This is a genomic window from Curtobacterium sp. ABR8, from assembly GCF_057812125.1.
Map to the genome: position 1 here is coordinate 3,331,386 of NZ_CM173818.1, position 24,807 is coordinate 3,356,192.

32 protein-coding genes are annotated in these 24,807 nt (G+C 71.4%); 19 read left to right on the forward strand and 13 right to left on the reverse strand.

Going from position 1 to position 24,807, the window contains the following annotated elements:
* The first annotated feature begins 25 nt into the window (after window positions 1–25).
* Complete coding sequence (locus ACXKZB_RS15860; RefSeq protein ID WP_123314290.1) at window positions 26–508, forward strand: ATP-dependent zinc protease family protein; 483 nt, start codon at window positions 26–28, stop codon at window positions 506–508.
* A gap of 118 nt (window positions 509–626) precedes the next feature.
* Here the strand turns inward: ACXKZB_RS15860 and ACXKZB_RS15865 are convergent, their stop codons facing one another.
* Window positions 627–1,520, reverse strand: a complete 894-nt coding sequence (locus ACXKZB_RS15865) for an alpha/beta hydrolase (RefSeq protein WP_488823789.1) — start codon at window positions 1,518–1,520, stop codon at window positions 627–629.
* A gap of 117 nt (window positions 1,521–1,637) precedes the next feature.
* Entirely contained in the window at window positions 1,638–2,198 is a 561-nt protein-coding gene (locus ACXKZB_RS15870) for a TetR/AcrR family transcriptional regulator (protein WP_488823790.1), read from the reverse strand.
* A 53-nt stretch (window positions 2,199–2,251) separates the two neighbouring features.
* Between ACXKZB_RS15870 and ACXKZB_RS15875 the strand changes: the two genes are divergently transcribed.
* On the forward strand, window positions 2,252–3,478 hold the full coding sequence (locus ACXKZB_RS15875; protein WP_488823791.1) for an MFS transporter: 1,227 nt from the start codon (window positions 2,252–2,254) through the stop codon (window positions 3,476–3,478).
* On the opposite strand, the gene ACXKZB_RS15880 is transcribed toward ACXKZB_RS15875, so the two are convergent.
* Entirely contained in the window at window positions 3,384–3,722 is a 339-nt protein-coding gene (locus ACXKZB_RS15880) for a YciI family protein (RefSeq protein WP_488823792.1), read from the reverse strand. The genes ACXKZB_RS15875 and ACXKZB_RS15880 overlap by 95 nt on opposite strands.
* 65 nt (window positions 3,723–3,787) lie before the next feature.
* Between ACXKZB_RS15880 and ACXKZB_RS15885 the strand changes: the two genes are divergently transcribed.
* The 4 genes from ACXKZB_RS15885 to ACXKZB_RS15900 all read left to right on the forward strand — a co-directional run bounded on the left by ACXKZB_RS15885 (window position 3,788) and on the right by ACXKZB_RS15900 (window position 8,017).
* On the forward strand, window positions 3,788–5,062 hold the full coding sequence (locus ACXKZB_RS15885; protein WP_488823793.1) for a sensor histidine kinase: 1,275 nt from the start codon (window positions 3,788–3,790) through the stop codon (window positions 5,060–5,062).
* Entirely contained in the window at window positions 5,044–5,742 is a 699-nt protein-coding gene (locus tag ACXKZB_RS15890) for a response regulator (protein WP_488823794.1), read from the forward strand. Before ACXKZB_RS15885 ends, ACXKZB_RS15890 begins: the two co-directional genes overlap by 19 nt.
* A gap of 320 nt (window positions 5,743–6,062) precedes the next feature.
* Window positions 6,063–6,944 carry an ABC transporter ATP-binding protein gene (locus ACXKZB_RS15895; RefSeq protein WP_488823795.1) on the forward strand — a complete coding sequence of 294 codons (882 nt, stop codon included), beginning with the start codon at window positions 6,063–6,065 and terminating at the stop codon, window positions 6,942–6,944.
* The gene (locus ACXKZB_RS15900; protein WP_488823796.1) at window positions 6,941–8,017 is read left to right on the forward strand and encodes an ABC transporter permease; all 1,077 of its coding nucleotides are present in this window, start codon (window positions 6,941–6,943) and stop codon (window positions 8,015–8,017) included. The genes ACXKZB_RS15895 and ACXKZB_RS15900 overlap by 4 nt, the downstream gene beginning before the upstream one ends.
* Before the next feature lie 78 nt (window positions 8,018–8,095).
* On the opposite strand, the gene ACXKZB_RS15905 is transcribed toward ACXKZB_RS15900, so the two are convergent.
* The 3 genes from ACXKZB_RS15905 to ACXKZB_RS15915 all read right to left on the reverse strand — a co-directional run bounded on the left by ACXKZB_RS15905 (window position 8,096) and on the right by ACXKZB_RS15915 (window position 10,061).
* A complete protein-coding gene (locus tag ACXKZB_RS15905) occupies window positions 8,096–8,326 on the reverse strand; it encodes a helix-turn-helix domain-containing protein (RefSeq protein WP_123291745.1) in 231 nt (76 codons plus the stop codon).
* Complete coding sequence (locus ACXKZB_RS15910) at window positions 8,326–8,937, reverse strand: hypothetical protein (protein ID WP_488823797.1); 612 nt, start codon at window positions 8,935–8,937, stop codon at window positions 8,326–8,328. The genes ACXKZB_RS15905 and ACXKZB_RS15910 overlap by 1 nt, the downstream gene beginning before the upstream one ends.
* Before the next feature lie 92 nt (window positions 8,938–9,029).
* Entirely contained in the window at window positions 9,030–10,061 is a 1,032-nt protein-coding gene (locus ACXKZB_RS15915; protein WP_488823798.1) for a YeiH family protein, read from the reverse strand.
* A 57-nt stretch (window positions 10,062–10,118) separates the two neighbouring features.
* Between ACXKZB_RS15915 and ACXKZB_RS15920 the strand changes: the two genes are divergently transcribed.
* On the forward strand, window positions 10,119–10,784 hold the full coding sequence (locus ACXKZB_RS15920; protein ID WP_488823799.1) for a hypothetical protein: 666 nt from the start codon (window positions 10,119–10,121) through the stop codon (window positions 10,782–10,784).
* Here the strand turns inward: ACXKZB_RS15920 and ACXKZB_RS15925 are convergent.
* Window positions 10,775–11,386, reverse strand: a complete 612-nt coding sequence (locus tag ACXKZB_RS15925; RefSeq protein ID WP_488823800.1) for an LppP/LprE family lipoprotein — start codon at window positions 11,384–11,386, stop codon at window positions 10,775–10,777. The genes ACXKZB_RS15920 and ACXKZB_RS15925 overlap by 10 nt on opposite strands.
* Before the next feature lie 95 nt (window positions 11,387–11,481).
* Here ACXKZB_RS15925 and ACXKZB_RS15930 point away from each other — a divergent pair, with 95 nt between their 5' ends.
* Complete coding sequence (locus tag ACXKZB_RS15930) at window positions 11,482–12,267, forward strand: alpha/beta hydrolase (protein ID WP_488823801.1); 786 nt, start codon at window positions 11,482–11,484, stop codon at window positions 12,265–12,267.
* A gap of 146 nt (window positions 12,268–12,413) precedes the next feature.
* The gene (locus tag ACXKZB_RS15935; RefSeq protein ID WP_488823802.1) at window positions 12,414–12,758 is read left to right on the forward strand and encodes a hypothetical protein; all 345 of its coding nucleotides are present in this window, start codon (window positions 12,414–12,416) and stop codon (window positions 12,756–12,758) included.
* A 121-nt stretch (window positions 12,759–12,879) separates the two neighbouring features.
* Here the strand turns inward: ACXKZB_RS15935 and ACXKZB_RS15940 are convergent, their stop codons facing one another.
* Window positions 12,880–13,062 (reverse strand): hypothetical protein, encoded by a 183-nt coding sequence (locus ACXKZB_RS15940; protein ID WP_123314305.1) that lies wholly within the window; start codon window positions 13,060–13,062, stop codon window positions 12,880–12,882.
* Between the two features lie 147 nt (window positions 13,063–13,209).
* Here ACXKZB_RS15940 and ACXKZB_RS15945 point away from each other — a divergent pair, with 147 nt between their 5' ends.
* From ACXKZB_RS15945 to ACXKZB_RS15960, 4 genes are all read left to right on the forward strand, one after another.
* Window positions 13,210–13,980, forward strand: a complete 771-nt coding sequence (locus ACXKZB_RS15945; protein WP_488823803.1) for a LamB/YcsF family protein — start codon at window positions 13,210–13,212, stop codon at window positions 13,978–13,980.
* 5 nt (window positions 13,981–13,985) lie between these two features.
* The gene (locus tag ACXKZB_RS15950) at window positions 13,986–14,609 is read left to right on the forward strand and encodes a 5-oxoprolinase subunit B family protein (RefSeq protein WP_488823804.1); all 624 of its coding nucleotides are present in this window, start codon (window positions 13,986–13,988) and stop codon (window positions 14,607–14,609) included.
* Window positions 14,606–15,490: a 5-oxoprolinase subunit C family protein gene (locus tag ACXKZB_RS15955; protein ID WP_488823805.1), complete on the forward strand. Its 885-nt coding sequence runs from the start codon at window positions 14,606–14,608 to the stop codon at window positions 15,488–15,490. Before ACXKZB_RS15950 ends, ACXKZB_RS15955 begins: the two co-directional genes overlap by 4 nt.
* 101 nt (window positions 15,491–15,591) lie before the next feature.
* Entirely contained in the window at window positions 15,592–15,894 is a 303-nt protein-coding gene (locus ACXKZB_RS15960; RefSeq protein WP_488823806.1) for a putative quinol monooxygenase, read from the forward strand.
* Between the two features lie 11 nt (window positions 15,895–15,905).
* On the opposite strand, the gene ACXKZB_RS15965 is transcribed toward ACXKZB_RS15960, so the two are convergent.
* Genes ACXKZB_RS15965 through ACXKZB_RS15975 form a run of 3 tightly spaced genes read right to left on the reverse strand, consistent with a single transcriptional unit; the run spans window position 15,906 to window position 18,722 of the window.
* The gene (locus ACXKZB_RS15965) at window positions 15,906–16,961 is read right to left on the reverse strand and encodes a DUF2891 family protein (protein ID WP_488823807.1); all 1,056 of its coding nucleotides are present in this window, start codon (window positions 16,959–16,961) and stop codon (window positions 15,906–15,908) included.
* Window positions 16,948–18,018 (reverse strand): DUF979 domain-containing protein, encoded by a 1,071-nt coding sequence (locus tag ACXKZB_RS15970; RefSeq protein ID WP_123291729.1) that lies wholly within the window; start codon window positions 18,016–18,018, stop codon window positions 16,948–16,950. Before ACXKZB_RS15970 ends, ACXKZB_RS15965 begins: the two co-directional genes overlap by 14 nt.
* Window positions 18,015–18,722, reverse strand: coding sequence for a DUF969 domain-containing protein (locus ACXKZB_RS15975; protein WP_123291728.1), 708 nt, complete (start codon window positions 18,720–18,722; stop codon window positions 18,015–18,017). Before ACXKZB_RS15975 ends, ACXKZB_RS15970 begins: the two co-directional genes overlap by 4 nt.
* A gap of 120 nt (window positions 18,723–18,842) precedes the next feature.
* Between ACXKZB_RS15975 and ACXKZB_RS15980 the strand changes: the two genes are divergently transcribed.
* Window positions 18,843–19,487: a GntR family transcriptional regulator gene (locus ACXKZB_RS15980; protein ID WP_488823808.1), complete on the forward strand. Its 645-nt coding sequence runs from the start codon at window positions 18,843–18,845 to the stop codon at window positions 19,485–19,487.
* Between the two features lie 46 nt (window positions 19,488–19,533).
* Here ACXKZB_RS15980 and ACXKZB_RS15985 read toward each other — a convergent pair whose 3' ends face one another.
* Window positions 19,534–19,755, reverse strand: coding sequence for a hypothetical protein (locus ACXKZB_RS15985; RefSeq protein WP_488823809.1), 222 nt, complete (start codon window positions 19,753–19,755; stop codon window positions 19,534–19,536).
* 32 nt (window positions 19,756–19,787) lie between these two features.
* Window positions 19,788–20,363 (reverse strand): TetR/AcrR family transcriptional regulator, encoded by a 576-nt coding sequence (locus tag ACXKZB_RS15990; RefSeq protein ID WP_488823810.1) that lies wholly within the window; start codon window positions 20,361–20,363, stop codon window positions 19,788–19,790.
* Between the two features lie 176 nt (window positions 20,364–20,539).
* On the opposite strand from ACXKZB_RS15990, the gene ACXKZB_RS15995 reads away from it, so the two are divergent.
* The 5 genes from ACXKZB_RS15995 to ACXKZB_RS16015 all read left to right on the forward strand — a co-directional run bounded on the left by ACXKZB_RS15995 (window position 20,540) and on the right by ACXKZB_RS16015 (window position 24,799).
* Complete coding sequence (locus tag ACXKZB_RS15995; RefSeq protein WP_488823811.1) at window positions 20,540–21,061, forward strand: hypothetical protein; 522 nt, start codon at window positions 20,540–20,542, stop codon at window positions 21,059–21,061.
* Entirely contained in the window at window positions 21,058–21,315 is a 258-nt protein-coding gene (locus ACXKZB_RS16000; RefSeq protein ID WP_488823812.1) for a hypothetical protein, read from the forward strand. Before ACXKZB_RS15995 ends, ACXKZB_RS16000 begins: the two co-directional genes overlap by 4 nt.
* 256 nt (window positions 21,316–21,571) lie before the next feature.
* Window positions 21,572–23,053, forward strand: coding sequence for a DUF6421 family protein (locus tag ACXKZB_RS16005; RefSeq protein ID WP_488823813.1), 1,482 nt, complete (start codon window positions 21,572–21,574; stop codon window positions 23,051–23,053).
* Between the two features lie 26 nt (window positions 23,054–23,079).
* On the forward strand, window positions 23,080–23,721 hold the full coding sequence (locus ACXKZB_RS16010) for an SDR family NAD(P)-dependent oxidoreductase (RefSeq protein ID WP_488823814.1): 642 nt from the start codon (window positions 23,080–23,082) through the stop codon (window positions 23,719–23,721).
* A gap of 4 nt (window positions 23,722–23,725) precedes the next feature.
* Window positions 23,726–24,799, forward strand: a complete 1,074-nt coding sequence (locus tag ACXKZB_RS16015) for a threonine aldolase family protein (RefSeq protein ID WP_488823815.1) — start codon at window positions 23,726–23,728, stop codon at window positions 24,797–24,799.
* Window positions 24,800–24,807: the final 8 nt, after the last annotated feature.

A 24,807-nucleotide genomic window follows, 5' to 3' on the forward strand; every position in this document is an offset into this window, starting at 1 on the left:
GTCGGGCGTACGACAAGATGGGGCCATGGCGCGTGCTCCGAAGTCCCCCGACGGCGGGCTCGTCGTCGCCGGCTGGCGCGAGTGGGCCGGCCTGCCGGACCTCGGGCTGCCGTGGATCAAGGTCAAGCTCGACACCGGTGCGCGCAGCTCGGCGCTGCACGCCTTCGACCTCGAGGAACTGCCCGGCGACCGGGTGCGGTTCTCGGTGCACCCCTGGCAGGACACCGATGCCGACGCCGTCACGATCGAGTGCGCCGTGCACGACCGGCGCGTCATCCGCAGCTCGACCGGGCACACCCAGGAACGCATCGTCGTGCTCACCACGATCACCCTGGCGGGGCGCGCCGTCGAGTCCGAGGTCACCCTGAGCAACCGCGACCAGATGGGGTTCCGGATGCTCGTCGGACGAGAAGCCCTGCGACAGGGGTTCCTCGTCGACCCTGCGAGGTCCTTCATGGCCGGTCGGGCTCCGAAGGAGATCCGGCGCCGGAACCGCGGGCGCGCCTGAGCGCTCCCCGTCACGTTCCGCGTGCCGTGGGCGCGACCGGTCGACGGACAGGAGGCCCGGTGCGGGCCCGCCACGGGCCTCCCGTCCGTCTCGGCGCGCGTCCAGGGCGCGACTCGGGTCAGCGACCGAGGTGGCGAGCGAGGAACGCGAGCTGCTGCGGCGCCAGGCGCCGCCAGTAGCCGTGGGTGTGCGCGCCGGGTTCGAAGCCCCCTGCCGGTGGCGCGTCGAACCCGTCGACGTAGGTGTGGACGGCCGGTGCGAACCCGTCGCCGTTGCCGCAGTCCACGCGCACCGCGACCCCGTCGAGCGCGCGCTGCCGACCGAGGACGGTGTTCTCGCGGAAGTCGGCCGCGTCGTCGAATGCTCCGCGGGCGGTGTCCGCTGCTGACGTCCAGAGTGCGGGGCTGATCGCCGACACCGCGCGGACGCGGGATGCACCGAGCACCCCGCCGAGCCGGAGGGCACCGAACCCACCCATCGAGTACCCGGTCAGCGCGAGCCGGTCGGTGTCGAACCCGCGCCGTGCGATCCGGGGCAGGAACTCGTCGACGACCATCGCTGCGGGGTCGTCCCCGTCCGACCGGTGGTGCCAGTACCGGTTGCCGCCGTCGATCGAGGCGATCGCGAAGGGCGCCCCACCGTCCGCGATGTGCGCCGCGAGGAACCGGTCCCAGCCGAGCTCCCGCCCGAAGAACGACGCGTGGTCGTCGCCGTAGCCGTGCAGCGCGACGGCGACGGGCAACGGGGTGTCCGACGCCGGGGCGGCGATGGTCCAGCCGACCGTGCGCCCCTTCCTGGACGCCGACACGAAGGTGCCGGAGACGGAGGGCACGGGGTCGACATCGGGGATCGTGCCGTCGGCACCGTTGAGCCCGAGCACGCGGTACATCGTCGACCGACCCGGGAGCAGGTCGAGGTTGACCGCCTCCGCGGTTGCACCCGCGGCGACGACGCCGATGCCACCGATCAGCAGCGACCGTCGGGTGATCGTCGACGCACGCGAACGGGTCATCCGAGGGGCACCGTTCCGTCAGAGGTCACGCGCTGCATCACGAGGGTCGAGGAGAGTCGCTGCACACCGGGCAGGGTACCGAGCGTGGTGTCGGAGAACCCCGGGGCTGACGAGCGGTCAGGCGGCTTGGACGAGCACTGCGGCGACCGCGCGCGCCGTCGACGTCCCGACCGACGGGTCGCGCAGGCGCATCGCGAGGTACCCCGAGACGACGAGCAGCAGCTGGTCGGCGAGGGCACCGGCACGGTCGCCGACGACGGGCGCGGCCCGCGCGGTGAGCCGGGTGCGGAGCGCGCCGGTCTCGCGGTCGAGCACCGCGTGCACCTCGGCAGGGGCGTCCGCGTACTCGGCAGCGGTCCCGAGGAAGGCGCACCAGCGTGAGCCGGCGGCGGTGGTCCGGTAGTCGTCGAGCGCGTCGAACACCGCGAGCAGGCGGCCACGGTCGTCCGGAGCGGCTTCGACCGCACGGTCCCACGTCGCGAGCCAGTCGTCGTGCCGGCGCTCGAGTGCTGCAGCGACCAGGGCCTCCTTGCTCGCGTACCCGCGGTAGAGCGTGGCGCTCGAGATCCCGGCGTGGTCGAGCACGGCGTCGATCGGGGTCGCGGCGATGCCCTGCGTGAAGAAGAGTTCCTCGGCCGCGTCGAGCAGCTTCTGCTCGGTTCCTGGACGCATCGCCATGGAAGCACCCTAGGCTCTCAAAAGTGAAACGATCGTTTTCGTTACGACAGTGGGTGTTCCTCGGTAGCGGGGTGGCCCTGATCGCCGCGACGTACGGGCTGGTCCGCCTGGCGTTCGGTCTCTTCCTGCCCGACGTCGAACGTGACCTCGGGCTGCGTCCGGACGCCGCCGGGTGGGTCTCCTCGGGCGCCTCGGCGATGTACTGCGTCGGCGCGGTGGTCGGGTTCCTGGTCGCCGCACGGGTCCCCCGTGTGCTCGTCGCCGCGGCGTCCACGTTCGCCGGGGTCGGCGCGCTCGCGATGGCGACGGCACCGGGGCCGTGGACCTTCGGGATCGCCGCGGTGCTCGCCTCGACCGGAGCCGGGCTCGCGTCACCGGCCCTCGTGCAGCTCGTGTCGCGCGCGGTGCCGGAGTCCGTGCAGGGAACGGCGCAGGCGGTCGTCAACTCGGGGACCGGCCCGGGGCTGGTCGCCGCCGGCGCGCTCGCGCTCGTGCTGCTGCCGGACTGGCGGACGGCCTGGGCGTGGTCCGGGGTGTTCGCCCTCGCCGTCGGCGTCGTGCTGCTGCTCGTGTCGCGCGGGAGCGGGTCCGGCGCCGGCCGGGCCACCGCACCGGGGACGGCGTGGCTCGCGGCGCACCGTCGGGTCCTGACGCTCGCACTGCTCTTCGGCGCCGGGTCGGCGGTCGTGTGGACGTACGGCCGGTCGGCGCTGGTCGACGCCGGCGCGGCGGCCGTGGTGTCCGTGTCGGCGTGGATCGCGCTCGGCGTCGGCGGCGCCGCGGTCGCCGTGACGGCTCGGTGGACGAGCGGACTCCGCGCGCGGGTGCTCTGGGCGGTGACCGCGGGCGCCGTGGCGGTGGCCGTCGTCGCCCTCGGGCTCGCGCCGCAGGCCACGGTGGTGGCGATGCTGGCCTGCGCGGTGTTCGGCTGGGGCTACACGGCCGCGACCGGCGCGTTGATCGCCTGGACGACCGAACTCGACGCTGCGCGGTCGTCGGCGGGGACGTCGATGCTCTTCGTCGCACTCGTGCTCGGGCAGGCCGTCGGAGCGGCGGCGACGGGCGCGCTCGTCGGTCTGTCGGGCTACGCGGCGACGTTCGTGGTCGGTGCGGTCGTCACCGCGGCGAGCGCCGTACCCGCCGTGGTCGGCAGGCGCGGAGGCCCTCCGCACGGTGATACTTCCGTCACAGGAGTGGACGCAGCTCGATCTTCCGGTTGCACGCCTGCGACGCCTCGTGCGCCACACGGAGCGCCGACTCGGCATCCGGCAGCTCCATGACCCAGAAGCCCGCGACGAACTCGGCGGTGTCGGTCGCCAGCCCTGGAGTCGTGTCCGAGCCGCCGCTGCGCGCGTCGACGACGGTGCCGTCGGCCGGAGCGGACACCCCGGCGGCGAACACGACCGCGTCGCCGAGACGTTCGTTCAGCGCGTCGACCGCATCGGCCTCGGCCTGGGTGGCGGACTCCGTCCGACCGGCGGCGACGGCCTGCCCGTCGTCGATGACGTTGACGAGGAACTGCACGGTGACTCCCCTGCTCGTTGGCGGGAGGCTACTCCCGCCCGGAGCCACCCGCTAGCGTTTGCTGCATGGGGACGACGGCGGAGTGGTCACGGCTGCCGGTGGGGCGGCACGAGTACCGGCAGGACATGGTGCTCGCCGTGGTGCTGGCCGGGGGGCTCGCCGTCACGACGTTCCTGTACGGGTCCGCCGGTACCTACGGCGACGACCAGGCCGCATGGTGGGTCTCCGCGCTGATGATCGTCGCGAACGCCGCCCCGATCGCGTTCCGCCGACGGTTCCCGATGTCGGTGGCGCTGGTGTCGGCGGTGGCGTTCGCCGCGACGCAGCTGCTCCAGGTGCCCGAGGTCTTCCTCGTCAACTTCACGCTCTTCATCGCGCTGTACACGGTGGGCGCGTGGTGCTCGGACCGCGTCCGGTCCGAAGCCGTGCGCTGGGTCGTCATCGGCGGCATGTTCGCGTGGCTGTTCGTCGCGATCTCGTTCGGGTGGGCGTCACCGAACGCCCTGCCGAACGACACGGACTCCCCGGTGGCTCCGTACGTGGCGATCTCGCTGTTGAACATCCTCATCAACGTCATCTACTTCGGCGCTGCCTGGTACGCGGGCAACCGGGCCTGGGCCTCGGCCGTGGCCCGGCACCAGCTCGACGAACGCACCGCGGAGCTCGCGGCCGAACGGGAGCGTAGCGCCGCCCAGGCCGTCACCATCGAGCGGGTGCGGATCGCCCGTGAGCTGCACGACGTCGTCGCGCACCACGTGTCCCTGATGGGCGTGCAGGCCGGTGCCGCCCGACGCGTCATCGACCGCGATCCGGCACAGGCGACGGCGTCGCTCGGCGTGGTCGAGGAGAGCGCGCGCACCGCAGTCGAAGAGCTGCGGCGGATGCTCGGCACCCTGCGGTCGGCCGACGAACCGAGCGCCGGGAACCCCGGTGTCGGGGACGGTCCGAGCACCGAGGGCATCGCGCGCATCGGTGAGCTCGCCGAGTCGGCCCGGGTCGCCGGGCACCCGACCGAGTACGTGGTCGTGGGCGACGAGCGTCCGGTGCCGCCGACGGTCGCCGCCGTCGCGTACCGGATCGTGCAGGAGGCCGTGACGAACGTCCTCAAGCACGCCGGTCCGACCGCCCGCGCCGACGTCCGGTTGCGGTACCTGGACGACGGTGTCGAGGTCGAGGTCACCGACGACGGCCACGGCGAGCGCCCGGCGCGGAACCCGTCGGGCAGCGGCCTCGGGCACGTCGGCATGCGGGAGCGGGTCGCCGCCGTGGACGGACGGATCGAGATCGGGCCACGCGCCCGGGGAGGCTACCTGGTGCGGGCATGGCTGCCGACGACGTGAACGCGACGACCGACCTGACGATCGTCCTCGCGGACGACCAGGAGCTGGTCCGGGCCGGGTTCCGCGTGATCCTGGAGTCCGAGCCGGGGTTCCGGGTGGTCGGCGAGGCCCCCGACGGTGCCCGTGCGGTCGAGGCCGTCCGGATCCTGCGCCCGGACGTGGTGTGCCTCGACGTGCAGATGCCCGGCGTCGACGGGCTCGAGGCGGCGCGGCGGATCGCAGCGTTGCCGGCCCCGCCGGCGGTGCTCATCCTGACGACGTTCGACAGCGACGACGCGCTGTTCCAAGCGCTCGAGGCGGGTGCGAGCGGCTTCCTGCTGAAGAACGCCTCCCCCGAACGGCTGATCGACGCCGTCCGGACCGTCGCCGCCGGGGACGCCCTGCTCGCGCCCGACGTCACGCGGCGGGTGATCAGCCGGGCGACGGCGGCGCCGGTGTCGAGCGGCCGCGCCTCCGACCTGTCCGGCGACGCCGCCCTCGCATCCGCCGGGCTCACCGAGCGCGAGACCGAGGTGCTCCGGCTGCTCGCCCGGGGGCTCAGCAACGCCGAGATCGCCGCCGAACTGTACGTCGGTGACGCCACCGTGAAGACCCACGTGTCGAACGTGCTGCAGAAGCTCGCGCTGCGGGATCGCATCCAGGCGGTCGTCTGGGCGTTCGAGCACGGCGTCGCCGGCTGACCGAGCCGATCGATCCGGCACCGGCAGGACAAGTCCGCATGGTGCCGCGCTCGCACTACGCCCGCACCGTGCGCCCTCGCTCAACCCGTGCAGCGTTGACCGCACCGTGCCCCGCCACGACGACGCACCGAGCAACCAAAGCCCCACGGGCCGAACAACCCAGCACCGTGCCGACCCGGCCCACCGGACCGACCCACCCCCTCCCCCGTGCGGTGGAGCCGACCACCCACCCAAGTCCCGCCTGGCGGCGGAGGCGGGGCGTGCCTCCCGGCCAATAGCGTCGGACGCAGCGACGACCAGCGTCGCGAGAGGGGTACGACATGCTCACCATCGAAGGGGTGACGAAGCAGTTCGGCGACCGCCGGGTGCTCGACGACGTGGGGTTCACGGTCGGCGACGGCCGCCTCACCGGGTTCGTCGGCGGCAACGGCGCCGGCAAGACGACCACCATGCGCATCATGCTCGGCGTACTCCAGGCCGATGCCGGCTCGGTCTCGATCGACGGCACCGAGGTCCGGCCCGCCGACCGCCGCCGGTTCGGCTACATGCCCGAGGAACGCGGCCTCTACCCGAAGATGCCGGTGGCCGAGCAGATCACCTACCTGGCCCGGTTGCACGGCGTGGACAAGCGCGCAGCGACCACGCGCACCACCGAGCTGCTCGAACGGCTCGAGCTGACCGGCCACGCCGACGACGCCGTCGAGAAGCTGTCGCTCGGCAACCAGCAGCGGGTGCAGATCGCCGCGGCCCTCGCGCACGACCCCGAGGTGCTGGTGCTCGACGAGCCGTTCTCGGGCCTCGACCCGATGGCGGTCGACACGGTGCTCGGTGTCCTGCGCGAGACCGCGGCGCGGGGCGTCCCGGTGCTGTTCTCGAGCCACCAGCTGGACGTCGTCGAGCGGCTCTGCGACGACGTCGTCGTGATCGCGGGCGGCACCATCCGCGCTGCCGGCCCGCAGGACGAACTCCGCAAGCAGGCCGGCCCCGCCGCCTGGGAGCTGCTCGTCGACGGTGACGTCGCCTGGCTCCGCGACGAGCCCGGCGTGACGGTCCGCGAGTTCGACGGCGGCTACGCCGTCTTCGAAGCCGAGCCGGCCACCGCCCAACACGTCCTGCAGCGGGCCGTGCAGCACGGCACCGTCGGCTCGTTCGCCCCGCGGGTCCCGCGGCTCAGCGAGGTCTTCCGGGAGGTCATCCGATGAACGACTCCTTCGTGCAGGCCGTGCGGCTCGTCTCCGCACGCGAGATCCAGGCACGCATCCGCAGCAAGGCCTTCGTGGTCTCCGCCCTCATCCTGATCGGCATGGTCGTCGCGTCCATCGTGGTCGGCGGCATCGTCGGGAAGGCCACCGCCGACGACACCACGCCGGTCGCGGTCGTCGACGGCGTCTCGCTGCCGACCACCACGGGCCTCGACGTCACGGACTCCACCTCGGTGGCGGACGCCGAACGGCTCGTGCAGAACGGCGACGTGGACGCGGCGATCGTGCCGTCCGACGATCCGCTCGGGTACAAGGTCGTCGGCCTCGACGAGGCACCGACCGACGTCGTCTCCGCGTTGAGCGTCACACCGCGGATCGAGCTGCTCGACCCGGACGCGCTGCCCGGCGGCCTCGTCTACCTCATCGCCATCGCGTTCGGCGTCGTGTACTTCGCCTCGGCCGTGACGTTCGGCCAGTCCATCGCGCAGAGCGTGGTCGAGGAGAAGTCGACCAGGGTCGTCGAGATCCTGATGTCCGCGATCTCGGCCAGGGCGCTGCTCGCCGGCAAGGTCCTCGGCAACAGCGTCATGGCGTTCGCGCAGATCGTCGCCGTGGCCATCGCCGCGGTCGTCACCCTGGCGGTCACCGGGCAGGACAACATGTTCTCGATGCTCGGCCCGAGCATCCTGTGGTTCGTCGGGTTCTTCGCCGTCGGCTTCGTGCTCATCGCCTCGCTGTTCGCCGCGGCGGCCGTGCTCGTGTCGCGTCAGGAGGACGTCGGCAGCGTCACCACCCCGGTGATGATGCTCGTGATGATCCCGTACATCCTGATCATCGTCGCGTACAACAACCCGACGGTGCTCGGCATCATGTCGTACGTCCCGTTCAGCGCTCCGATCGGCATGCCGATGCGGATCTTCCTGGGGACGGCCGAGTGGTGGGAGCCGATCCTGTCGCTCCTGATCGTGGTCGCCTCGGTGGTCGTGGTCGTGCTCGTCGGCGCTCGCGTCTACGAGAACGCGCTGCTGCGGACGGGCAGTCGCGTGAAGCTGACGGAGGCGCTGCGCGGCTGACGCCGCCGACCCCGCAGATCGGACGGGAGGCCCTCCCCGCGTGAGCAGGTCGGCTCACGTGATCCGGGCCTCCCGTCGTCAGTCCGCGCGCACCGAGAAGACGTCGCCCGGCTGGCACCCGAGCTCCTGGCAGAGCCGGGTGAGGGTGGAGAACCGGATCGCGCGCGCCCGGTTGTTCTTCAGCACCGACAGGTTCACCACGGTGACCCCGACCCGGTCGGCGAGCTCCGTCAGGGTCATGCCGCGAGCCGCGAGCAGCTCGTCGAGGTGACAGACGACCGCATGGCCGTCCTCCTGCTCCGGGGGCATCAGACCAGCCCGGACTGGTCGCGCACCATCCGCTGCGACGCGGTGAGGGCGAACCGGAAGCAGATGACGACGAGCAGGCCGAGGTACACGGGCACGAACTGGTGGTCGACGTCCGGCGTCGGCAGGTACCCGTCCCACCCGAGCCCCGACACCACCCAGTTCCACCCCATCCGGCGGACGAACTGGGGCACGAAGCCGGCCACCAGCACCGCGGCGGCGAGCCAGTCGAGGATGCGGGTCGTCGACCGGTCGAACAGCCCGCCGCGCGAGATCTTCCAGGCCACCGCCGCGACGAGGGCGATGAGCGCACTGACCAACAGGACCTCGAGCGCGTCACCGACCCGGATGTACCCGATCGCCCCGGCCGGCACGTCCGCGACCGGAGCCCGGAGCACGAGGTGGTCGGCGGTGACGGTCGCACCGCCGGGCGGCTGCGGGACGTCGCTCGTCGCGGTCATCCGGACGGGCACCGACACCGTTCCGGAGCCGACTGAGCGGACGAGCAGGTCGACGTACCGCCAGACGACCAGGACGATGCCGATCGCGCAGCAGGCGACGTAGGCGAGGTAGGAGTTCCGCCCGCGGGGCGGTTCGTACACGGGTGCGGTCACGGCGTCTTCCCCTGTCGATCATCGGTACCATCGAAATTCGATACAACGATAAACGATGGGTACAACCGCTGCAAGACCCTGCCCCGCCCGACCTACAGCAGGCCGAACACCGCCTGCGCCCCGAGGCTCGTGCCCGCCACCAACACCCAGAGCGCGATGCCGAGCAGCATCGGACGGAACCCGGCACGGCGCAGCGCCGCGAAGTCCGTCGAGCAGCCGATCGCGGCGAGCGCCACCGTGATGAGGAACGACGCCACGGTCGAGAACCCCGGGGCAGCCCCAGCCGGCAGCACCCCGACCGTCCGGAGCAGCACCACCACGAGGAACCCGATCAGGAACCACGGGACCAACCGGAACACGCGGAACCCGCTGCGCGACCCCGTGTCGGGCGCGAGCTGCTCACGGGAGGCGCGTCGGGCCTCCAGGCCGGCCAGCCCGATGACGATCGGGATGATCATCAGGGTCCGCACCAGCTTCACGACGACCGCGGTGTCGGTCGCCTGGCGACCGTAGACCGTGGCGGTGGCGACGACGGACGACGTGTCGTTCACCGCCGTCCCCGCGAAGACGCCGAAGGCGTGCTGGCTGAGCCCGAGGGCGTGGCCGAGCAGGGGGAAGGCGAACACCGCGGCGATGTTGCAGAGGAAGATCGTCGACATCGCGTAGGCGACGTCCGCGCTGACCGCGCCGATGACGGGCGTGACGGCCGCGATCGCGGACGCGCCGCAGATGCCGGTCCCGACGCCGATCAGGGTGCGGAGGGCACTCGACACCCGCAGCAGGCGACCGATCCCCCACGCTGCTCCGAGGCACACCACGAGGGTCGTCAGCATGACCGGCAGGGTCTCGCCGCCGATGCGCAGCACCTCGCCGATCGACAGCTGCGCGCCGAGCAGCACCACGGCAAACTGCAGCACACGGCTCGACGAGAACTTCACGCCCGGAGCGAGCACGGCGAGGCTGCCACCGGTGCGCCGCCGGACGAGCCAACCGAGCACCGCGCCGATCAGGACGGCGGGGACGGGCCCGCCCACGACCGGGACGGCCGTGCCGACCAGGGTGGCGACGAGGCCGATCGCGACGGCGACGGCGACACCGGGTGCGGCGGTGCGGGCGAACTGCATGGGACCAGCATCTCGTGCTCGCGGCCGTCGTGCGGTGCAGCCGGGCAGGATGGTGCGGTGGAGTACGCGGGCGAGCGGTGGGTGCAACGGCTGCGCGACGGCGAGACGCCGATGCGGTGGCCGGTCCTGCTCGTGGCCGCGGTGACGACGACAGCGGGGCTCGTCGTGCTCGTCGCCGAGTTCGCGTCGCCGGACTTCCTGCGCGGTCTCGACAGCGCCCGCACACAGGCCAACTTCATCCTGTGGCCGCTGCTCGTCGCCGGGTTCGGCCTGCTGCTGGCGGTGGTGACCTGGAGCGCCGGCCGGACCGATCGCCGCACCCTGGCACGGATCCGGGAACGCCGCGCGCCCCGCTTCCACCTGCCGGTCTCCGCGTCGGGGTTTCGAGCGACCGACGACCTGCCGGGCCCCCGACCCGAGATCTGGACCGTCGACGCGTCCGGTCTGCACGCGTGGGCGCCGTCCCGGGCGGAGCCGGTGTTCGACCTGCCCTGGACTCACATCCGGAAGTTCTCCGTCGCCACGAAGGACGCACGCGGACAACGGGTCGACTTCGGCGTCTGGATCAGCACGACGGTCGGCGAGGACGTCGTGCTGGAGCCACGACCAGCGCTCGGACGCGGGTTCGAGGGCGGTCCGGACAAGCTCGCGACGATCGTTCGAGTCCTCCGCGCCCTGCAGCGCGAACTCGGCGGTCGGGGTGCTGCCGCCGATCAGCCCTGAGCGGGCGGGACCTCGCCGGTCATGTCGACGCGTTCGGTGCCGTCGTTCCAGATGTAGGTCGCCGTGGTGCGACCGGATGCGTCCGCGTTCGCCTCGTTCGCCTTCGCGTAGGTGTAGGTCACGGAGATCGAGGCGTCGGACAACCGCTCGACCGCCGGCTCGAACGCGTACTGCTCGGACGTCGCGGTGCCGAGGTACCGGCCCTGGTGGAAGAGCAGGATCGCGTACGGCGAGCCGGCCGTGGCCATCTCGGGCGAGACCACGGACCAGGAGAGTGCCGCGCAGGCGTCGTAGCCGGAGTAGTCGGCGTTCGCGGCGTCCCACTTCGTGCCCTCGAGGCCGGCGGGCGACGGCAGCGCGGCGATCCCCGATACCGCTGCCTCGGCGCCGCTCGCGGGTCCACACGTGGGGGTGGGCGTGGGGGTCGGCGTGGTCGCCGGCGTCGGGGCGGCCGCTGTTTCCGTCGGTGCCGCGGTCACGGTCTCGGTGACGGTCGGGGTCGCGTCACCGCCCTCGCCGCCGTCTCCACCGCCCGAGCACCCGGTCAGCAGGGCCACCAGGGCGGCGCCGGTCAGGAACAGGACGGTCTTCGAGGTACGCACCACTCCACGGTGCACCGACGGCGGAGTCGACGCGCGCATCGTTACCGGCCCGTAGTCTGCTGGCATGGGGGGGAACAGCGGGGACGGTCGACGTCGTGGACGACGTGCTCGCGGGTCCCCACGGCCCGGTGCCGATCCGGCGGTACCGGGCTGCGGACGCCCGGACCGCGCCGACGCTGGTCTGGTTGCACGGCGGCGGGTTCTTCCGCGGCGACCTGGACCTGCCCGAGTCGGACGCCGTGGCTCGAGCGCTCGGTGCCCGCGGCGTCCCGGTCGTCACCGTCGACTACCGGCTCGGTCCACTGCCGGGCATGCCCTGGATCGGTCGGACGGGCGCCCGAGCGCGCCGCCGTGCGCCGCATGCACGCGACGAGGTCGTGGCGGTGCTGCGCGAACTCGCGACGAAGTGTCCCGCCGGTCTGGTGCTGGGCGGCGCGAGCGCTGGAGCGTGTCTGGCGGCCACGGCGATCCCGGCCGCGCCCACGCTCGCCGGCGCGGTGCTCGCCTACGGGTTCTTCCACGCGCGGACACCCCGCGACCGAGCAGTGCAGCGGCTCGTGCGCGGGCACCGGCGCATCACGCACGCTCCGCTGCTGCTCGACGCCGCGAACCGCACCTACGCCGGGCCGCTCGGTGCCGGAGCGTTCCCGGCACCGCAGGAGCTCGGCACGTTCCCGCGCACGCTGGTGCTCGACGCCGAGCGGGACACGATGCGCGCATCCGGCGACCGGTTCGCCGGGCAGCTCCGCGCAGCCGGGGTCGACCTCGAGCGCGAGGTGTTGCCCGACAGCCGGCACGCCTTCCTGAACCGTCCGGCCAGCAGCGACTTCGCGGCCGCCGTCGACCGGATCGCGTCCTGGATGGTCCGACGAACCGACTGACCGCGGGAGCGGATGCGACCGCTGGACATTCCGGTGACGGCACGACGAAGCGGACGTATCCTGCTGTCGGAAGCAACGGCGGTTCCGAACACCCTTCGCCACGTTCACCGTCGTGGCGTCCCGCCTCTGCGACGAAGAGTCCCACCGTGACCGAACACCTGATCGAGTACGTCGCCCGTGACCGCACGGGCATCACCGCCGTCGTGACGACCACCAGCGTCATCGACGTCGACACCGTGATCCAGCACATCAGCTCGGGCCACACCGGCTACTACGTCGCCGCCGACTCGTGGAAGCGGACACCGGTCCGGAGCATGTCGTTCGTCGGCGGCACCTACCTGTTCGCGAACTGGGACGGCTCGAAGCGGAACATGCTGCACGACCTGGCGTTCCGGTCGCCGACCCGGGCGGTGCAGACCACGGAGGTGCCGGAGTCCCGCTTCGCGCGGTTCCTCAGCGCAGTGTTCGGTCGCCGGCTGCCGCAGCCCTGACCCCTGAGCGCTGCTGGCGCTGGCGCTGACGGCGACGCGGTGTCGGCGCGGTGTCGACTCGGAACGACGTCCTCGATGTCGTACGACGACGAGGACGTCGTTCCGAGTCGACGAGCGCCCCCTACTTCTCCCCGTCCTCTTCCGGGTTGAAGTGCGAGTCGTCCCCGACGTGCCCAGCGGCCAGGCCGTCCGGGTCGTTGGGGATGGTGTTGTCGTCGCCGAGCCCGCCCGGCTTCTCGGTGCCCTCGGAGTCGTTCACGGGGGCCTTGGTGTCGTCGTCGTGCGTGTTGCTGCTGTCGGTCATGGTCTGCTCCAGTGCAGTGGTCGAACCGAGGGCGACGCCCCCGGCAGGTGCTGACCTCGGACGCTACGTGCCGCTGCTCGGAATCAGGTGACACGGCGCCGCGCGCTCGGTAGATTGTTCAACAACCCGCGACGACAGGGAGTCCCCGTGACGACGATCGACCTGAACAGCGACCTCGGCGAGGGCTTCGGCGCCTGGACCATGGGCGACGACGCCGCGATGCTCGACGTCGTGTCGAGCGCCAACATCGCTTGCGGATTCCACGCCGGCGACCCGACGATCATGCTCGCCACCGCCCGCGCCGCCGCCGAGCGCGGGGTCGCCATCGGGGCGCACGTCGCCTACCGCGACCTCGCCGGCTTCGGTCGCCGACCGGTGCACGTCACCGCGGACGAACTCCACGCCGACGTCGTGCACCAGCTCGGCGCGATGGCCGCCACAGCACGGGTCGCCGGAACCGCCGTCACCTACGTCAAGCCCCACGGCGCCCTGTACAACACCGCGTGCGCCGACCCGGTCCAGGCCGAGGCCGTGGTCCGGGCGATCGCCGACGTCGACGGCTCGCTGGCGGTGCTCGCGCTGCCGGGTTCCGAACTCCTGCTCGCCGCCGAACGCCACGGGCTCCGCGCGGTGGCGGAGTCGTTCGCCGACCGCGCGTACGAACCCGACGGCTCCCTGGTGTCCCGCAGCAAGCCCGGCTCCGTGCTCCACGACCCGGACGAGGTCGCCGCCCGGGTCCTCCGCATGGTCACCGAGGGCGTCGCGACCGCCGTCGACGGCTCCGAGCTGCAGGTCCGTGCCGACTCCGTCTGCGTTCACGGCGACTCCCCCGGTGCCGTCGCGATGGCCCGCGCGATCCGAGCGACTCTGACCGAGCACGGCGTCACGATCGCGCCGTTCGCACCCGCCGCACCGTGACCGGCGTGGACTTCCGGCCCGCCGGCCGCGCCGCCCTGCTCGCCACCTTCGACTCCCTGCCGCAGGTCGTCGCGTTCCGCACGGGGCTGGCCGAGGCGCGGCTGCGCGGCCTGACCGAGGTCGTGTCCGGCGCACGGACGCTGCTGCTCCGCTTCGACCCGGCGACGACCGACGCCACACGGCTCCGCAGCGCACTCGAACGGGTCGCACCCGCCGCCGACGCCGATGCGGCGAGCGCCGCGGATCCCCTCGTCATCCCGGTGGTCTACGACGGCGAGGACCTCGACCAGGTGACCGCCCTGACGGGCATGGACCGCGACCGGTTGATCGCGTGGCACACCGGCCAGCTCTGGACGAGCGCGTTCTGCGGCTTCGCCCCGGGCTTCAGCTACCTCACCGGCACCGAACCGTCGCTCGACCTGCCACGCCGGAGCGCGTCGCGCACCGCCGTGCCGAGCGGTGCCGTGGCCCTCGCGGGCGAGTTCAGCGCCGTCTACCCACGCGTCTCCCCCGGCGGCTGGCAGCTCATCGGCCGCACCGACGTGCCGATGTGGTCGCTCGACCACGAACCGCCGGCACGGGCGCCGGCCGGCACACGGGTTCGGTTCGTCGACGCGGGTGCGGCATGAGTGCGCTGACCGTCCTGCAGGTCGGCTTCGGCGTGGCCACGCAGGACCTGGGACGGCCGGGCTTCAGCGACATGGGACTCGGTGCGGCGGGTGCCGCCGACCGCGGGTCCGCAGCGCTGGCCAACCGACTGGTCGGCAACCGTCCGGATGCGGCCGTCCTGGAGGCCCTGCTCGGCTCCGTCACGCTGCGCGCCGACGCGTACGTGGTCGCCGCCACCGCCGGGGCCGCCTGCCCGGTCGAGATCGAGCGGGCAGACGGCCGGGTCCGCGGAGCGGCCTCGCACGAGGTCCTGATGCTCGCCCCGGGCGACACCCTCCGGATCGGCATCGCCACCACCGGGCTACGCTCGTACGTCGCGGTGCTCGGCGGGTTCGCGGTCGAGCCCGTGCTCGGCAGCCGCTCGTGGGACGCACTCGCACGCCTCGGGCCGCCCCCGTTGTCGTCGGGCGACGTCCTGCCGATCGGCGATGCCCGCGCCTCGTGGCCGATCGTCGACGCCGTGCCGCAACCCGACGAGCGCTGGCCGGACGACCCCGTGGTGCTCGAAGCGACCGCCGGACCCCGCGACGACTGGTTCACGCCGGGGTGGCGCGACACGCTGACCGGCCAGGACTTCACCGTCGGGTCGGACAGCGACCGCGTGGGTGTCCGCACCACGGCTCCGCAGCCGCTCGTCCGCGCCGTGACGGTCGAGTTGCCGAGCGAAGGGGTCGAGACCGGATCCCTGCAGGTCCCGCCGGAGGGCTTCCCGGTGCTGTTCCTCGCCGACCACCCGGTGACGGGCGGCTACCCCGTCGTGGCGGTCCTCACGCCGGAGTCGGTCGACCGTGCGGCGCAGCTCCGTCCGGGCGACACCATCCGCTTCCGGCTCGTCGGCTGACGGCGGGCCTGCACACCGATCCGGAACAGGTCGGCACCGCCGCGGGTTGAGTCGGACACTGCCGACCAGTTGCGTCGGACTGCCGACGAAAGGTGCACCACATGTCGATCACCGTCCTGCTCGATGTCCAGTTCCGGAGCGACGTCCCCAACGACACCGTCGAGGCGGCGATCCGCGAGACGCTCGCGCAGACCCGCGCCTTCGACGGCTGCGAGTCCCTCGAGGTCCTGGTCGACGACGCCGACCCGACGCGCGTGGTCGTCGTGGAGTCCTGGACGAGCGGGGCCGCCCACGACGCCTACGAGGCGTGGCGGGCGACCCCGGACGGTGCCGCAGCGATCGGGCCGATCGTCGCCGCTCCGCCCGTCGCGCGGACGTTCGAGCGGACGATCGCGCTCGGCTGACCTGCTGTCGGTCAGCGCGCGGCGTGCTCCCGCGCTTCCATCGCGTCCCAGGCGAAGCTCGCGAGCCAGTGCGTGGAGTAGTACTCCTCGCCGACACTGGCGGCCAGACCCGAGGCCAGCAGCCGGTCGGCCGCCTCGTCGAGCAGGCTCGCGAGCCCGTCGTCGTCGAGCTCACCTGCGCGCAGGGCGTCCGCGATGCGCCGGGCCGATCCCGCTCGCGACAGGTCGAGCCCGAACAGGTGCACCTGCTGCGGGTCGGCCTCGTCGCGGACCACGGTCGACTGCAGGATCGCATCGCCCGCCCGCACCTGGGCGAAGAAGCCGTCCGACCACGTCGCGAACTCGGCCGGGGTCAGCACTGCCCGCATCAGGTCGGCCTCGGCCAGCCCGGCCGACAGGAAGTCGTGTCCGCTGCGCTCCCAGGCGAACGGCCAGCCAGCGTCCTCGCCGAACCACTCGCGCGCGGCACGCTCCACCGTCGCGGCGAGCTCGTCGCGCCCGAGCGACCGTGCGGCCTCGAGCACGAGCAGCAGCCCGAAGGCCGAGTTCGAGTGCACGCCGTGCCGGACGGGGTGGGCGGCACCGTCGACCCAGCGGGTGACGAGGTCCTCGAGCACGTCGACGACGGGCACGAACCCCGGGGCGAGCTCCCGGATCGCCGGGACGTCCGACGCGGAGACCTCGGCGGCGAGCTTCGCGAGCCAGGCCCACCCGTAGGGGCGCTCGTAGTGCGGCGTCGTGTGGAAGTAGGCGGCTTCCGTCGCCAGGTGATCAGCGCTCAGGTGGGCCCGCAGGATCGTGGTGAGTCGGGCCTCCAGGTCGGCCGACAGGCCGTGCGCGACCAGACGCGCTGCGAGCCAGTGCATGTGCACGGACGAGTGCCAGTCGTAGGACGTCGCGAAGGCGGGGTGCAGCTCGACCGGCAGCGCCCGGTCGTCCGGACCGGACGTCGTGTGGTGCGCCGCGTACGGGTACTCGCGCGTGGTGTTCTCGGCAGCGACGGCCGCGAAGCGGTCGGCCCACGCGGCCCGGGCCAGGTCGAGCGGGGCAGCATCAGAAAGCGACAAGGTACATGACTCCCATGTTGACGACGAGCAGGATGGCGGCGGTCGGGATCTGCGCCTTGATCGGGCCGTACTTGTCCCGCATCTCGAGCAGGGCAGCCGGAACCAGGTTGAAGTTCGCGGCCATCGGCGTGACCAGCGTGCCGCAGAAGCCGGCGAGCATGCCGATGGCGAAGATCGCGGCGGGGTTGCCGTCGAAGCCCTGCACCAGGACGGGCCATCCGATCGCGGCCGTCATGATCGGGAAGGCGGCGAACGCGTTGCCCATGATGATCGTGAAGAGCGCCATGCCGAGGCAGTAGACGACCACCGCGGCGATCAGCGAGCCGCCGGGCAGGATCGACTTGATGATGGTGCCGACGGCATCGCCGACCCCGGCCTGGGTGAAGACGATGCCGAGGGTGGAGAGCATCTGCGGCAGGAGCGCTGCCCACCCGATGGCCTGCAGCAGTCGACCGCCCTCACGGATGGGCGTCGCGATCCTCGGCGGACGCAGGACGAACACCGCGACGACGACGGCGAGCACCGAACCGATGCCCAGGCCGGTCAGCGTCGCACTGCCCTCGGCGAGCAGGGGCGCACCGCCGATCGAGACGAGCGGCCCGAGCGTCGCGACGAGGACGGCGACCACGGGCACGACCAGGGCCGGGATGAAGAGCTTGTTGCCGAACCGGGTGGCGAACGCCGCGCGTTCGTCGGGGCTGGTGGTGGCGAGGACGCTCGTGCTGGCGGACGGCTTCGTGGCGGCAGCGGTGGGTTCGGCCGGGCCGGTCTCCGCCCCCGTGCCGGCACCGGGGATGCTGGCGACCCGTGTGCGGCTGGTCGTCCCGGTGAACCCGAGTCCGGCGAGCGCGACCATCACCAGGACGGCGATGCCGAGCACCCACGACGGCGCGGTCTTCGCGGCCACGAACGTGCCGTAGAAGAACGAGACCCCGAGGATCCCCCAGAACGCCGCGTTGCCGAGCCGCTTGGCGTGCGACGTGTCCGTGACGATGAGGACGGCCACCGCGATGAAGAACGCGCCGATGAGCCAGTAGAGCCATTCGCTGGTGATCACGCTGCAGCTCCCTGCGTCGGGGCGTCGACGCGGGCGTCGGCGGCCATCTTGTCGAGCGTGCGGTCGAACAGCAGCAGTCGCGTGCCGTGGACCAGGAGCGCGGCGATGCCCGTCGGGATCGCCCACAGCGCCAGGTCGATGGGCTCGAGCGACAGACCGTAGGTGGCGTCGACGAAGGTGGTGATGAGCAGGATCGAGCCGACGGCGACGAACACGTCCTCGCCGAAGAAGACCCCGACGGTGTCGGACGACGCCGAGTAGCCCTTGATCTTCTCGCGCATCCGCTCGTCGATCCGGCCGTACTTCTTGATCGCCGCACCTTCGGCCATCGGGTGCACGAGGGGCCGCACGGTCTGCGCCGGCCCGCCGATGCTGGTCAGGCCGACCGCGGCCGTGACCTGCCGGATAGCCAGGTACCCCGCCAGCAGACGACCCGTCGTGAGCTTGTCGAGCTTCGCGATCAGGCGCTTGGCCTGGTCCTGCAGCCCGTAGCGCTCGATCAGGCCGATGACGGGCAGGACGAGCGCGAAGGTCGTGACGGACCGGCTCGACGCGAAACCGTCGCCGAACGCAGTGAGGATGCCGACGGGACCGATCCCGCCGATGGCCGCGGTGACGATGCCCGCGACGGTCACGACGAGCAGCGCGTTGATGCGCAACGCGAACCCGATGATGACGACGGCGACGCCGATGAGGACGAACATGCGGGACAGTCTGGCCCGCATTGTTCAACAATCGCAAGAGGCTGTTCTGCTCTGTAACACGACGGTCACACGGTGCGAGGTTCGCACCTGCGACGCCCGAGGCCGTGTCAGGATCGGGACATGACCCGAACCGTCAGTGGTGCCGACTCGACGGCCGATCGGCTGCGCACCAGGATCGCGTCGGGCGAGTTCTCCCCCGGGGCGCAGCTGTCCGAGGAGCGGCTGAGCGACCAGCTCGGGGTGTCGCGGAACACGCTGCGTGAGGCCTTCCGGCTGCTCGCGCGCGACCGGCTCGTCGAGCACGTCTTCAACCGCGGGGTCTTCGTGCGACGACTCTCCGCCGAGGACGTCACCGACCTCTACGCCGCCCGGCGGGTACTGGAGGAAGCCGCGGTGCGGGCGTGCACACCGACGTCACCGGCGCTCGACGCGGCGGCTGCCGCCGTCACGACTGCGCGGGACGCCGCCGCCGCGGGCGACTGGGGCACCGTCGGCACGGCGGACGTCCGGTTCCATGCCGAGCTCGTCCGAGCGGTTCCGAGCACACGGATCCACGGGCTGATGGACGGGCTGCTCGCCGAGATGCGGCTGGCCTTCCTGACGGCCGACGACCCGGCGTCGTTCCACGCCGAGTTCGTGGAGCGGAACGAGGCGATCGTCGTGGCGCTGCGCGCCGGTGACCAGACTGGGGCCTCAGCACTGCTGGCTGACTACCTCGCCGATGCGGAGCGGACGCTGCGGGTCGCCGCGGGCGCGGCAGGCTGACGGGAGGCCCGGTGCGGGTCGTTCCTGCGGGCTCGCGCCGCCGCGACTAGCGCTGGTACCGGCCGAGGCCGCGCTTCTTGTCGCGGAGCGCGACGGCGAGCATGCTGCCGCCGAGCACGAGCCACAGGACAGCCATGAACACGCGGAAGCCACTCGGTTCGATGACCGCCATGACACTCCACAGCACCCCGACCGCGATCCACACCGCGCCGACCCAGACCAACGGCCGACCGAAGGCTGCACGGAGTACGCGATTGTCGCTGCTCATGGGCCGGACCCTACGCCCGGTCGTGGGACACGTCAGCCCCCGACGAGCGACTTCACGGCGTCGACCACGATCTGCCGGCGCCGCGCAGGTGCGACCGCCGCGACCAACGAGCCGTACTCGGGAGAGGTCGAGCTCCAGAACGCGGCGAGGTGCAGCACCAGGCCCAGCAGCACCGCCGGCCGGTAGCTGCGCGGCAGGACCCCGGCGCGCTGGGCGTGCTCGACCGCGGCGACGGCCTCGGCGTTGCTGGCGATGACGGCTTCGAGCGCACCGTCACTCGTCCGCTCCAGGCGGTGCCACGTCGCGAGCCGCTCAGCCCACGGGCGTCGGACGTACGAATCGTGCAACCGTGCGGCCCACTCGGCGAGGTCGTCGGTGTCGACGGGGACCTCGTCGAACGTGTCAGCGACGGTCTGTGCGACGAGGGCGTCGAACAGCCCCTCCTTGCTGCCGAAGTAGTGGAAGATCTGCGCCTTGTTGCTCGACGCCGCCGCGGCGATCCGTTCGATCTTGGCGCCGACGAGCCCAGCCGCGGCGAACTCGTCGCGTGCTGCGAGCAGGAGTCGTGCGCGCATCGCGTCGGCGGCCGGGGGCGTGAAGCGTGCCATGCACACAACCGTATCGACCGAGTCGGCGCCGCGGGGCCCCGCCAGAGCGACGAAACGTTGCGCGCTGCCCTGGAGCACAGCAGCGAACACGACGCGCCGGTGACGTTGTACATTTCACCGGTTACCGGCAGGTTGGTGTCCATTCGGCGAGAGACGCCGATCAGGAGGGAAGACCCATGACGTCAACTACCGTCTCAGCGAGCAAGCTCGCAGTCGTTGGACTACTAGCCGCCGGACTGTGCGCACCGATGCTGGCCACCCCGCCAGCTCAGGCAGCGACAGGAGCTCCATCGTCATCGGTCGCCTCGATCGTCGAGGATCTCGACATTCAGGCCGTCGATGTCGAACGGGGACTAGCGCTCATCGAGAGTATTCCGGAAGCTGTACTGCTGAACGGCCAGACTGCGTACGAGAAATGGGTAGCTGGTAACCCGACGATGCAGCGAGCAGCTCGGGCGAGCATCCTCGAGTGCACGGGCGCGATCGCCGTCTTGATCGCATCGACGGCATTCCCAGTCGCCAAGATCTTGAAGATCAAACGTTTGATCAACTCACTCGGCGGTGTCACAAAGGCAGTCCGAATCATGTGGGGCGCTTCGTTCAGCTGGGAGAAGATCCGAGCCCTCGGCGGGGCCGCGGCCGCACTTGGTGCGGAGCTCCTCGGGGTCGCGGCCGTGAAGCGAGGGTGCTTCCGATGAGTCGCTGGACGCCAGCACTGATCGTCCTCGGTGGAATCGCGTTGACCGCCTGCGCATGGTTCACGCTCGACCTGCTCTACTCGTGCATGGCCGCGCTCGCGACGATCACGTACGCCACCTTCGCACCGGGCATCGTGGGAAACACGCCGATCCCGCGAGGGTCAGCGCCTGACCCCAGCCAGGTGAAGAGATGGCGCGAAACGCACCCGGGCTCGACCGTGAGCGAAGCAATCGCAGCCGTCACGAAGCGCTAAGGAGTCGGCTCGGAGGCCTGTCGGGACAGCGCCTCCGAGCCCCTCCCGGTGCCGCTGACTCCGCGCACCACGGCTACCGGCGCGCGACCAGTGATGCATTCGTGCGCGAGAGAGTCGGTTTGCCGCGCGGAGAACGGCGCCGCGCACGATTTCCCCACAAATGGGCAAGAATGCGTCTCCCGATCCTCCCTAGGCTCATGACAAGCGCACCACCACGCCGCAGATCCGCGGCCGGCCCAATGACGGGAGGTTCGACATGTCACAGTTCGTCCAGGAGTTCACGCAGGGCGCCATCGTCGGAGAACCCGAGGTCGTCGAGGACCGCACGTCGGTGCGCGAGGTCGCCGAGCACCCCGCGTGGACGCGGCTGAAAGCCGCTGTCGTGTCGTTCCGTGCGTTGCAGACGGCCGACGGCTCGATACCCGACCACGCGGACCACGCGACCGCTTCCGAGCACCTGGCCACGATCCTCCCGGCCGTTGCCGAACTGGCCCCCTTCTTCCCGCACGATGCGGCGTACCTCGCTGCACTGCAGCGCGACTTCGCACGCTGGGAACGCGACGGTTTCGGCGTTCCCGACTTCCTCGACGCACTGAACGAATTCCAGCCGCAACAGCACCGCGTCGACGGGCTCGGCCATCTCGTCGTCTTCCCGATGGTGACGCAGAACGGCAGTTCTTCGCGGCTCGTCGAAGCCGTCCTGGTCGAGGTCATCTGGCCGGAGTTCATCGCGGAACTCGAAGCGGGCGACTACAGCAACAAACTCTTCGTCGCACTGCGGTTCGTCGACTTCACGCCCGGGTACGACACGAACTCGGCGGTGCTGTTCCCCGAGACGGTCGCGATGCGCGAGATCCCGACGTTCACGTGGGGTGCGATCTTCCAGGACCGCGAAGCCGCTCGCTACCGCAGAGTCGTCCGTGCCGCTGCGGAGATCACCAAACTGGAACTGCCTGACGACGCTGCAGCGATGCTCGACGACCAGGAGCTGACGGAACAGGTGTTCGTGATGTGGGACCTCATCCACGACCGCTCGCACATGCGCGGGGACCTGCCGTTCGATCCGTTCATGATCAAGCAGCGGATGCCGTTCTTCCTCTACTCGCTGGAAGAACTGCGTTGCGACCTGACGGCGTTCCGGGAGTCCGTGCGACTCGAACGTGCACTTTCTGCATTGCCGGAAGCAGATCTCGATGATGCCCAACGCGCAATCCGCGACCACGCCCGCCTGGTGCAGTACGCCGTCGTCTTCGACCGCATCTTCCGGTTCGCGATCACCGGCAGCCGTGTCCGGAACTACGACGGACTCGGCGGGCAGTTGTTGTTCGCGTGGATGCACCAGCACGATGTCCTGCACTGGACGGACACGCAGCTCACCATCGACTGGGATGCGGTGCCGGACGTGATCATCGCGCTCAGCGATCAGATCAACGAGTTGTACCGGCGGTCGATCGACCGGCCGAAGTCGGCGCACTGGCTCGCTGCGTACGAGATGCTCACCCGGACGCTCACGCCGCACCCGGCGTCGAGATGGGCGCGGGGACTGCCGGAGGAAACGCTCGCCGGAATGCCGAAGGGCTACACCGACGCAGTGATGGACGATGAATTCCCGCTGTCGATGTTCTACGAAGCGCTGAACAAGAAGATGGCAGCGGTCATCGCCTCGACCGCCGGCATCACCGGTTCGTCGTCGGATGCTCCGTCCGCTGTTCCGTCCGTTCCGGACGTCGCCGCGTGAGCGCTCGGTCCTTGTCCGGTCGCACGGTGCTGATCGCAGGTGCGACCAGTGCCAGCGGCGCGGCGGTCGCGCGCGCACTCACCTCCGCCGGGGCGGCCGTCGTCGCGGTCGGCACCAGACCTGACGCACTGGAGGCCCTGCACGCCTCCGTCCCGGGCGTCACGACCCACACGTGCGACCTCGCAGACCTCGGTGCGGTCACCGCGCTCGCGGCTGCGGTCCGCAAGACGTCGGGACCGGTCGACGGGCTGGTCCACCTGGTCGGTGGATGGCGTGGGGGCGGCGGCATCGCCGGCCAGTCCGACGACGACTGGGACTTCTTCGACCGAGCGTTCCGCACCCTCAGGAACACCACGCGGGTGTTCTACGACGACCTGGTGGCGTCCCCGGCCGGACGGCTCGCGTTCGTCTCCTCCACCGCGGTCGACTCCCCCACCGCGGGCGCCGCCAACTACGCAGCTGCCAAGGCCGCTTCCGATGCTTGGGTCCGTGCCGTCGCCCAGGGCTTCCGGAAGGACGCACCGGAGTCGGCGGCAGCCACCGTGTTCGTCGTCGGCGCTCTGGCCGGTCTCGAAGCGCGGCTCGGCGACGAGGTCGTGCGGCTCTGGACGGCACCGCCCGCCGACGTGAACGGCGCCCGTCTCCCGCTCTCCCTTTCCTTAGGATGAACCAGTGACCCTTCGACTCCACGACCTGGACCTGCGGGGCTTCGCCTCGGACAACTACGCCGGCGTCCACCCCGAGGTCCTCGACGCGATCGCCGCGGCCAACGACGGCCACCAGATCGCGTACGGCGAGGACGTCTACACGGCCCGCCTCAACGAGGTGATCGCCGACCACTTCGGCTCGCAGGCGCAGGCGTTCCCGGTGTTCAACGGGACCGGCGCGAACGTCGTCGGGCTGCAGTCGATGCTGCCGCGGTGGGGTGCCGTCGTGTGCACCACGACCGCGCACATCCACACCGACGAAGCGGGTGCTCCCGAGCGCATCGGTGGGATCAAGCTGCTGCCGGTCGAGACCCCCGACGGCAAGCTCACCCCCGAGCTCATCGACAAGGAGGCCTGGGGCTGGGGTGACGAGCACCGCGCCCAGCCGCTCGTGGTGTCCATCACGCAGACCACCGAGCTCGGCACCGCCTACACGGTCGACGAGATCCGGGCGATCGCGGACCACGTCCACCCGCTCGGCATGACGCTGCACATGGACGGTGCTCGGATCTCCAACGCCGCCGCGACCCTCGGGCTCCCCCTGCGTGACTTCACGACCGACGCCGGTGTGGACGTGCTGAGCTTCGGCGGCACGAAGAACGGCATGCTCTACGGCGAAGCGATCGTGGTGCTCAACCCCGACGCGTCAGAGGGACTGCACTACCTGCGCAAGATGAACATGCAGCTGTCGTCGAAGATGCGGTTCGTCTCGGCGCAGCTCATCGCGCTGCTGTCCGACGACCTGTACCTGCGCTCCGCCGGGCACGCCAACGCCATGGCCGCTCGACTCCGCGGTGCGCTGGAGGCCCGGATCGCCGACGGCAGCATCCAGGGCGTCGGGTTCAGCCAGGAGACCCAGGCGAACGGGGTGTTCGCGACGCTGCCCGCCGGGGTGGCCGAGCGGCTCCGCAAGCACTTCCGGTTCTACGACTGGGACGCCAGCCGCAACGAGGTGCGGTGGATGTGCGCGTACGACACGTCGGAGCAGGACATCGACGACTTCGTGGCGGCGTTGACGCGGGAGCTCGACGCGGCCTGATCCAACGT

Coding starts and splice junctions, on each gene's coding strand:
- ACXKZB_RS15860 (WP_123314290.1), top strand. CDS start 26: ATGGCGCGTGCTCCGAAGTCCCCCGACGGCGGGCTCGTCGTCGCCGGC.
- ACXKZB_RS15995 (WP_488823811.1), top strand. CDS start 20,540: ATGACGTCAACTACCGTCTCAGCGAGCAAGCTCGCAGTCGTTGGACTA.
- ACXKZB_RS16000 (WP_488823812.1), top strand. CDS start 21,058: ATGAGTCGCTGGACGCCAGCACTGATCGTCCTCGGTGGAATCGCGTTG.
- ACXKZB_RS15915 (WP_488823798.1), bottom strand. CDS start 10,061: ATGCAGTTCGCCCGCACCGCCGCACCCGGTGTCGCCGTCGCCGTCGCG.
- ACXKZB_RS15890 (WP_488823794.1), top strand. CDS start 5,044: ATGGCTGCCGACGACGTGAACGCGACGACCGACCTGACGATCGTCCTC.
- ACXKZB_RS15975 (WP_123291728.1), bottom strand. CDS start 18,722: ATGTTCGTCCTCATCGGCGTCGCCGTCGTCATCATCGGGTTCGCGTTG.
- ACXKZB_RS15885 (WP_488823793.1), top strand. CDS start 3,788: ATGGGGACGACGGCGGAGTGGTCACGGCTGCCGGTGGGGCGGCACGAG.
- ACXKZB_RS15985 (WP_488823809.1), bottom strand. CDS start 19,755: ATGAGCAGCGACAATCGCGTACTCCGTGCAGCCTTCGGTCGGCCGTTG.
- ACXKZB_RS15980 (WP_488823808.1), top strand. CDS start 18,843: ATGACCCGAACCGTCAGTGGTGCCGACTCGACGGCCGATCGGCTGCGC.
- ACXKZB_RS15905 (WP_123291745.1), bottom strand. CDS start 8,326: ATGCCCCCGGAGCAGGAGGACGGCCATGCGGTCGTCTGTCACCTCGAC.
- ACXKZB_RS15870 (WP_488823790.1), bottom strand. CDS start 2,198: ATGGCGATGCGTCCAGGAACCGAGCAGAAGCTGCTCGACGCGGCCGAG.
- ACXKZB_RS15865 (WP_488823789.1), bottom strand. CDS start 1,520: ATGACCCGTTCGCGTGCGTCGACGATCACCCGACGGTCGCTGCTGATC.
- ACXKZB_RS16005 (WP_488823813.1), top strand. CDS start 21,572: ATGTCACAGTTCGTCCAGGAGTTCACGCAGGGCGCCATCGTCGGAGAA.
- ACXKZB_RS15940 (WP_123314305.1), bottom strand. CDS start 13,062: ATGACCGACAGCAGCAACACGCACGACGACGACACCAAGGCCCCCGTG.
- ACXKZB_RS15990 (WP_488823810.1), bottom strand. CDS start 20,363: ATGGCACGCTTCACGCCCCCGGCCGCCGACGCGATGCGCGCACGACTC.
- ACXKZB_RS15955 (WP_488823805.1), top strand. CDS start 14,606: ATGAGTGCGCTGACCGTCCTGCAGGTCGGCTTCGGCGTGGCCACGCAG.
- ACXKZB_RS15900 (WP_488823796.1), top strand. CDS start 6,941: ATGAACGACTCCTTCGTGCAGGCCGTGCGGCTCGTCTCCGCACGCGAG.
- ACXKZB_RS15895 (WP_488823795.1), top strand. CDS start 6,063: ATGCTCACCATCGAAGGGGTGACGAAGCAGTTCGGCGACCGCCGGGTG.
- ACXKZB_RS15960 (WP_488823806.1), top strand. CDS start 15,592: ATGTCGATCACCGTCCTGCTCGATGTCCAGTTCCGGAGCGACGTCCCC.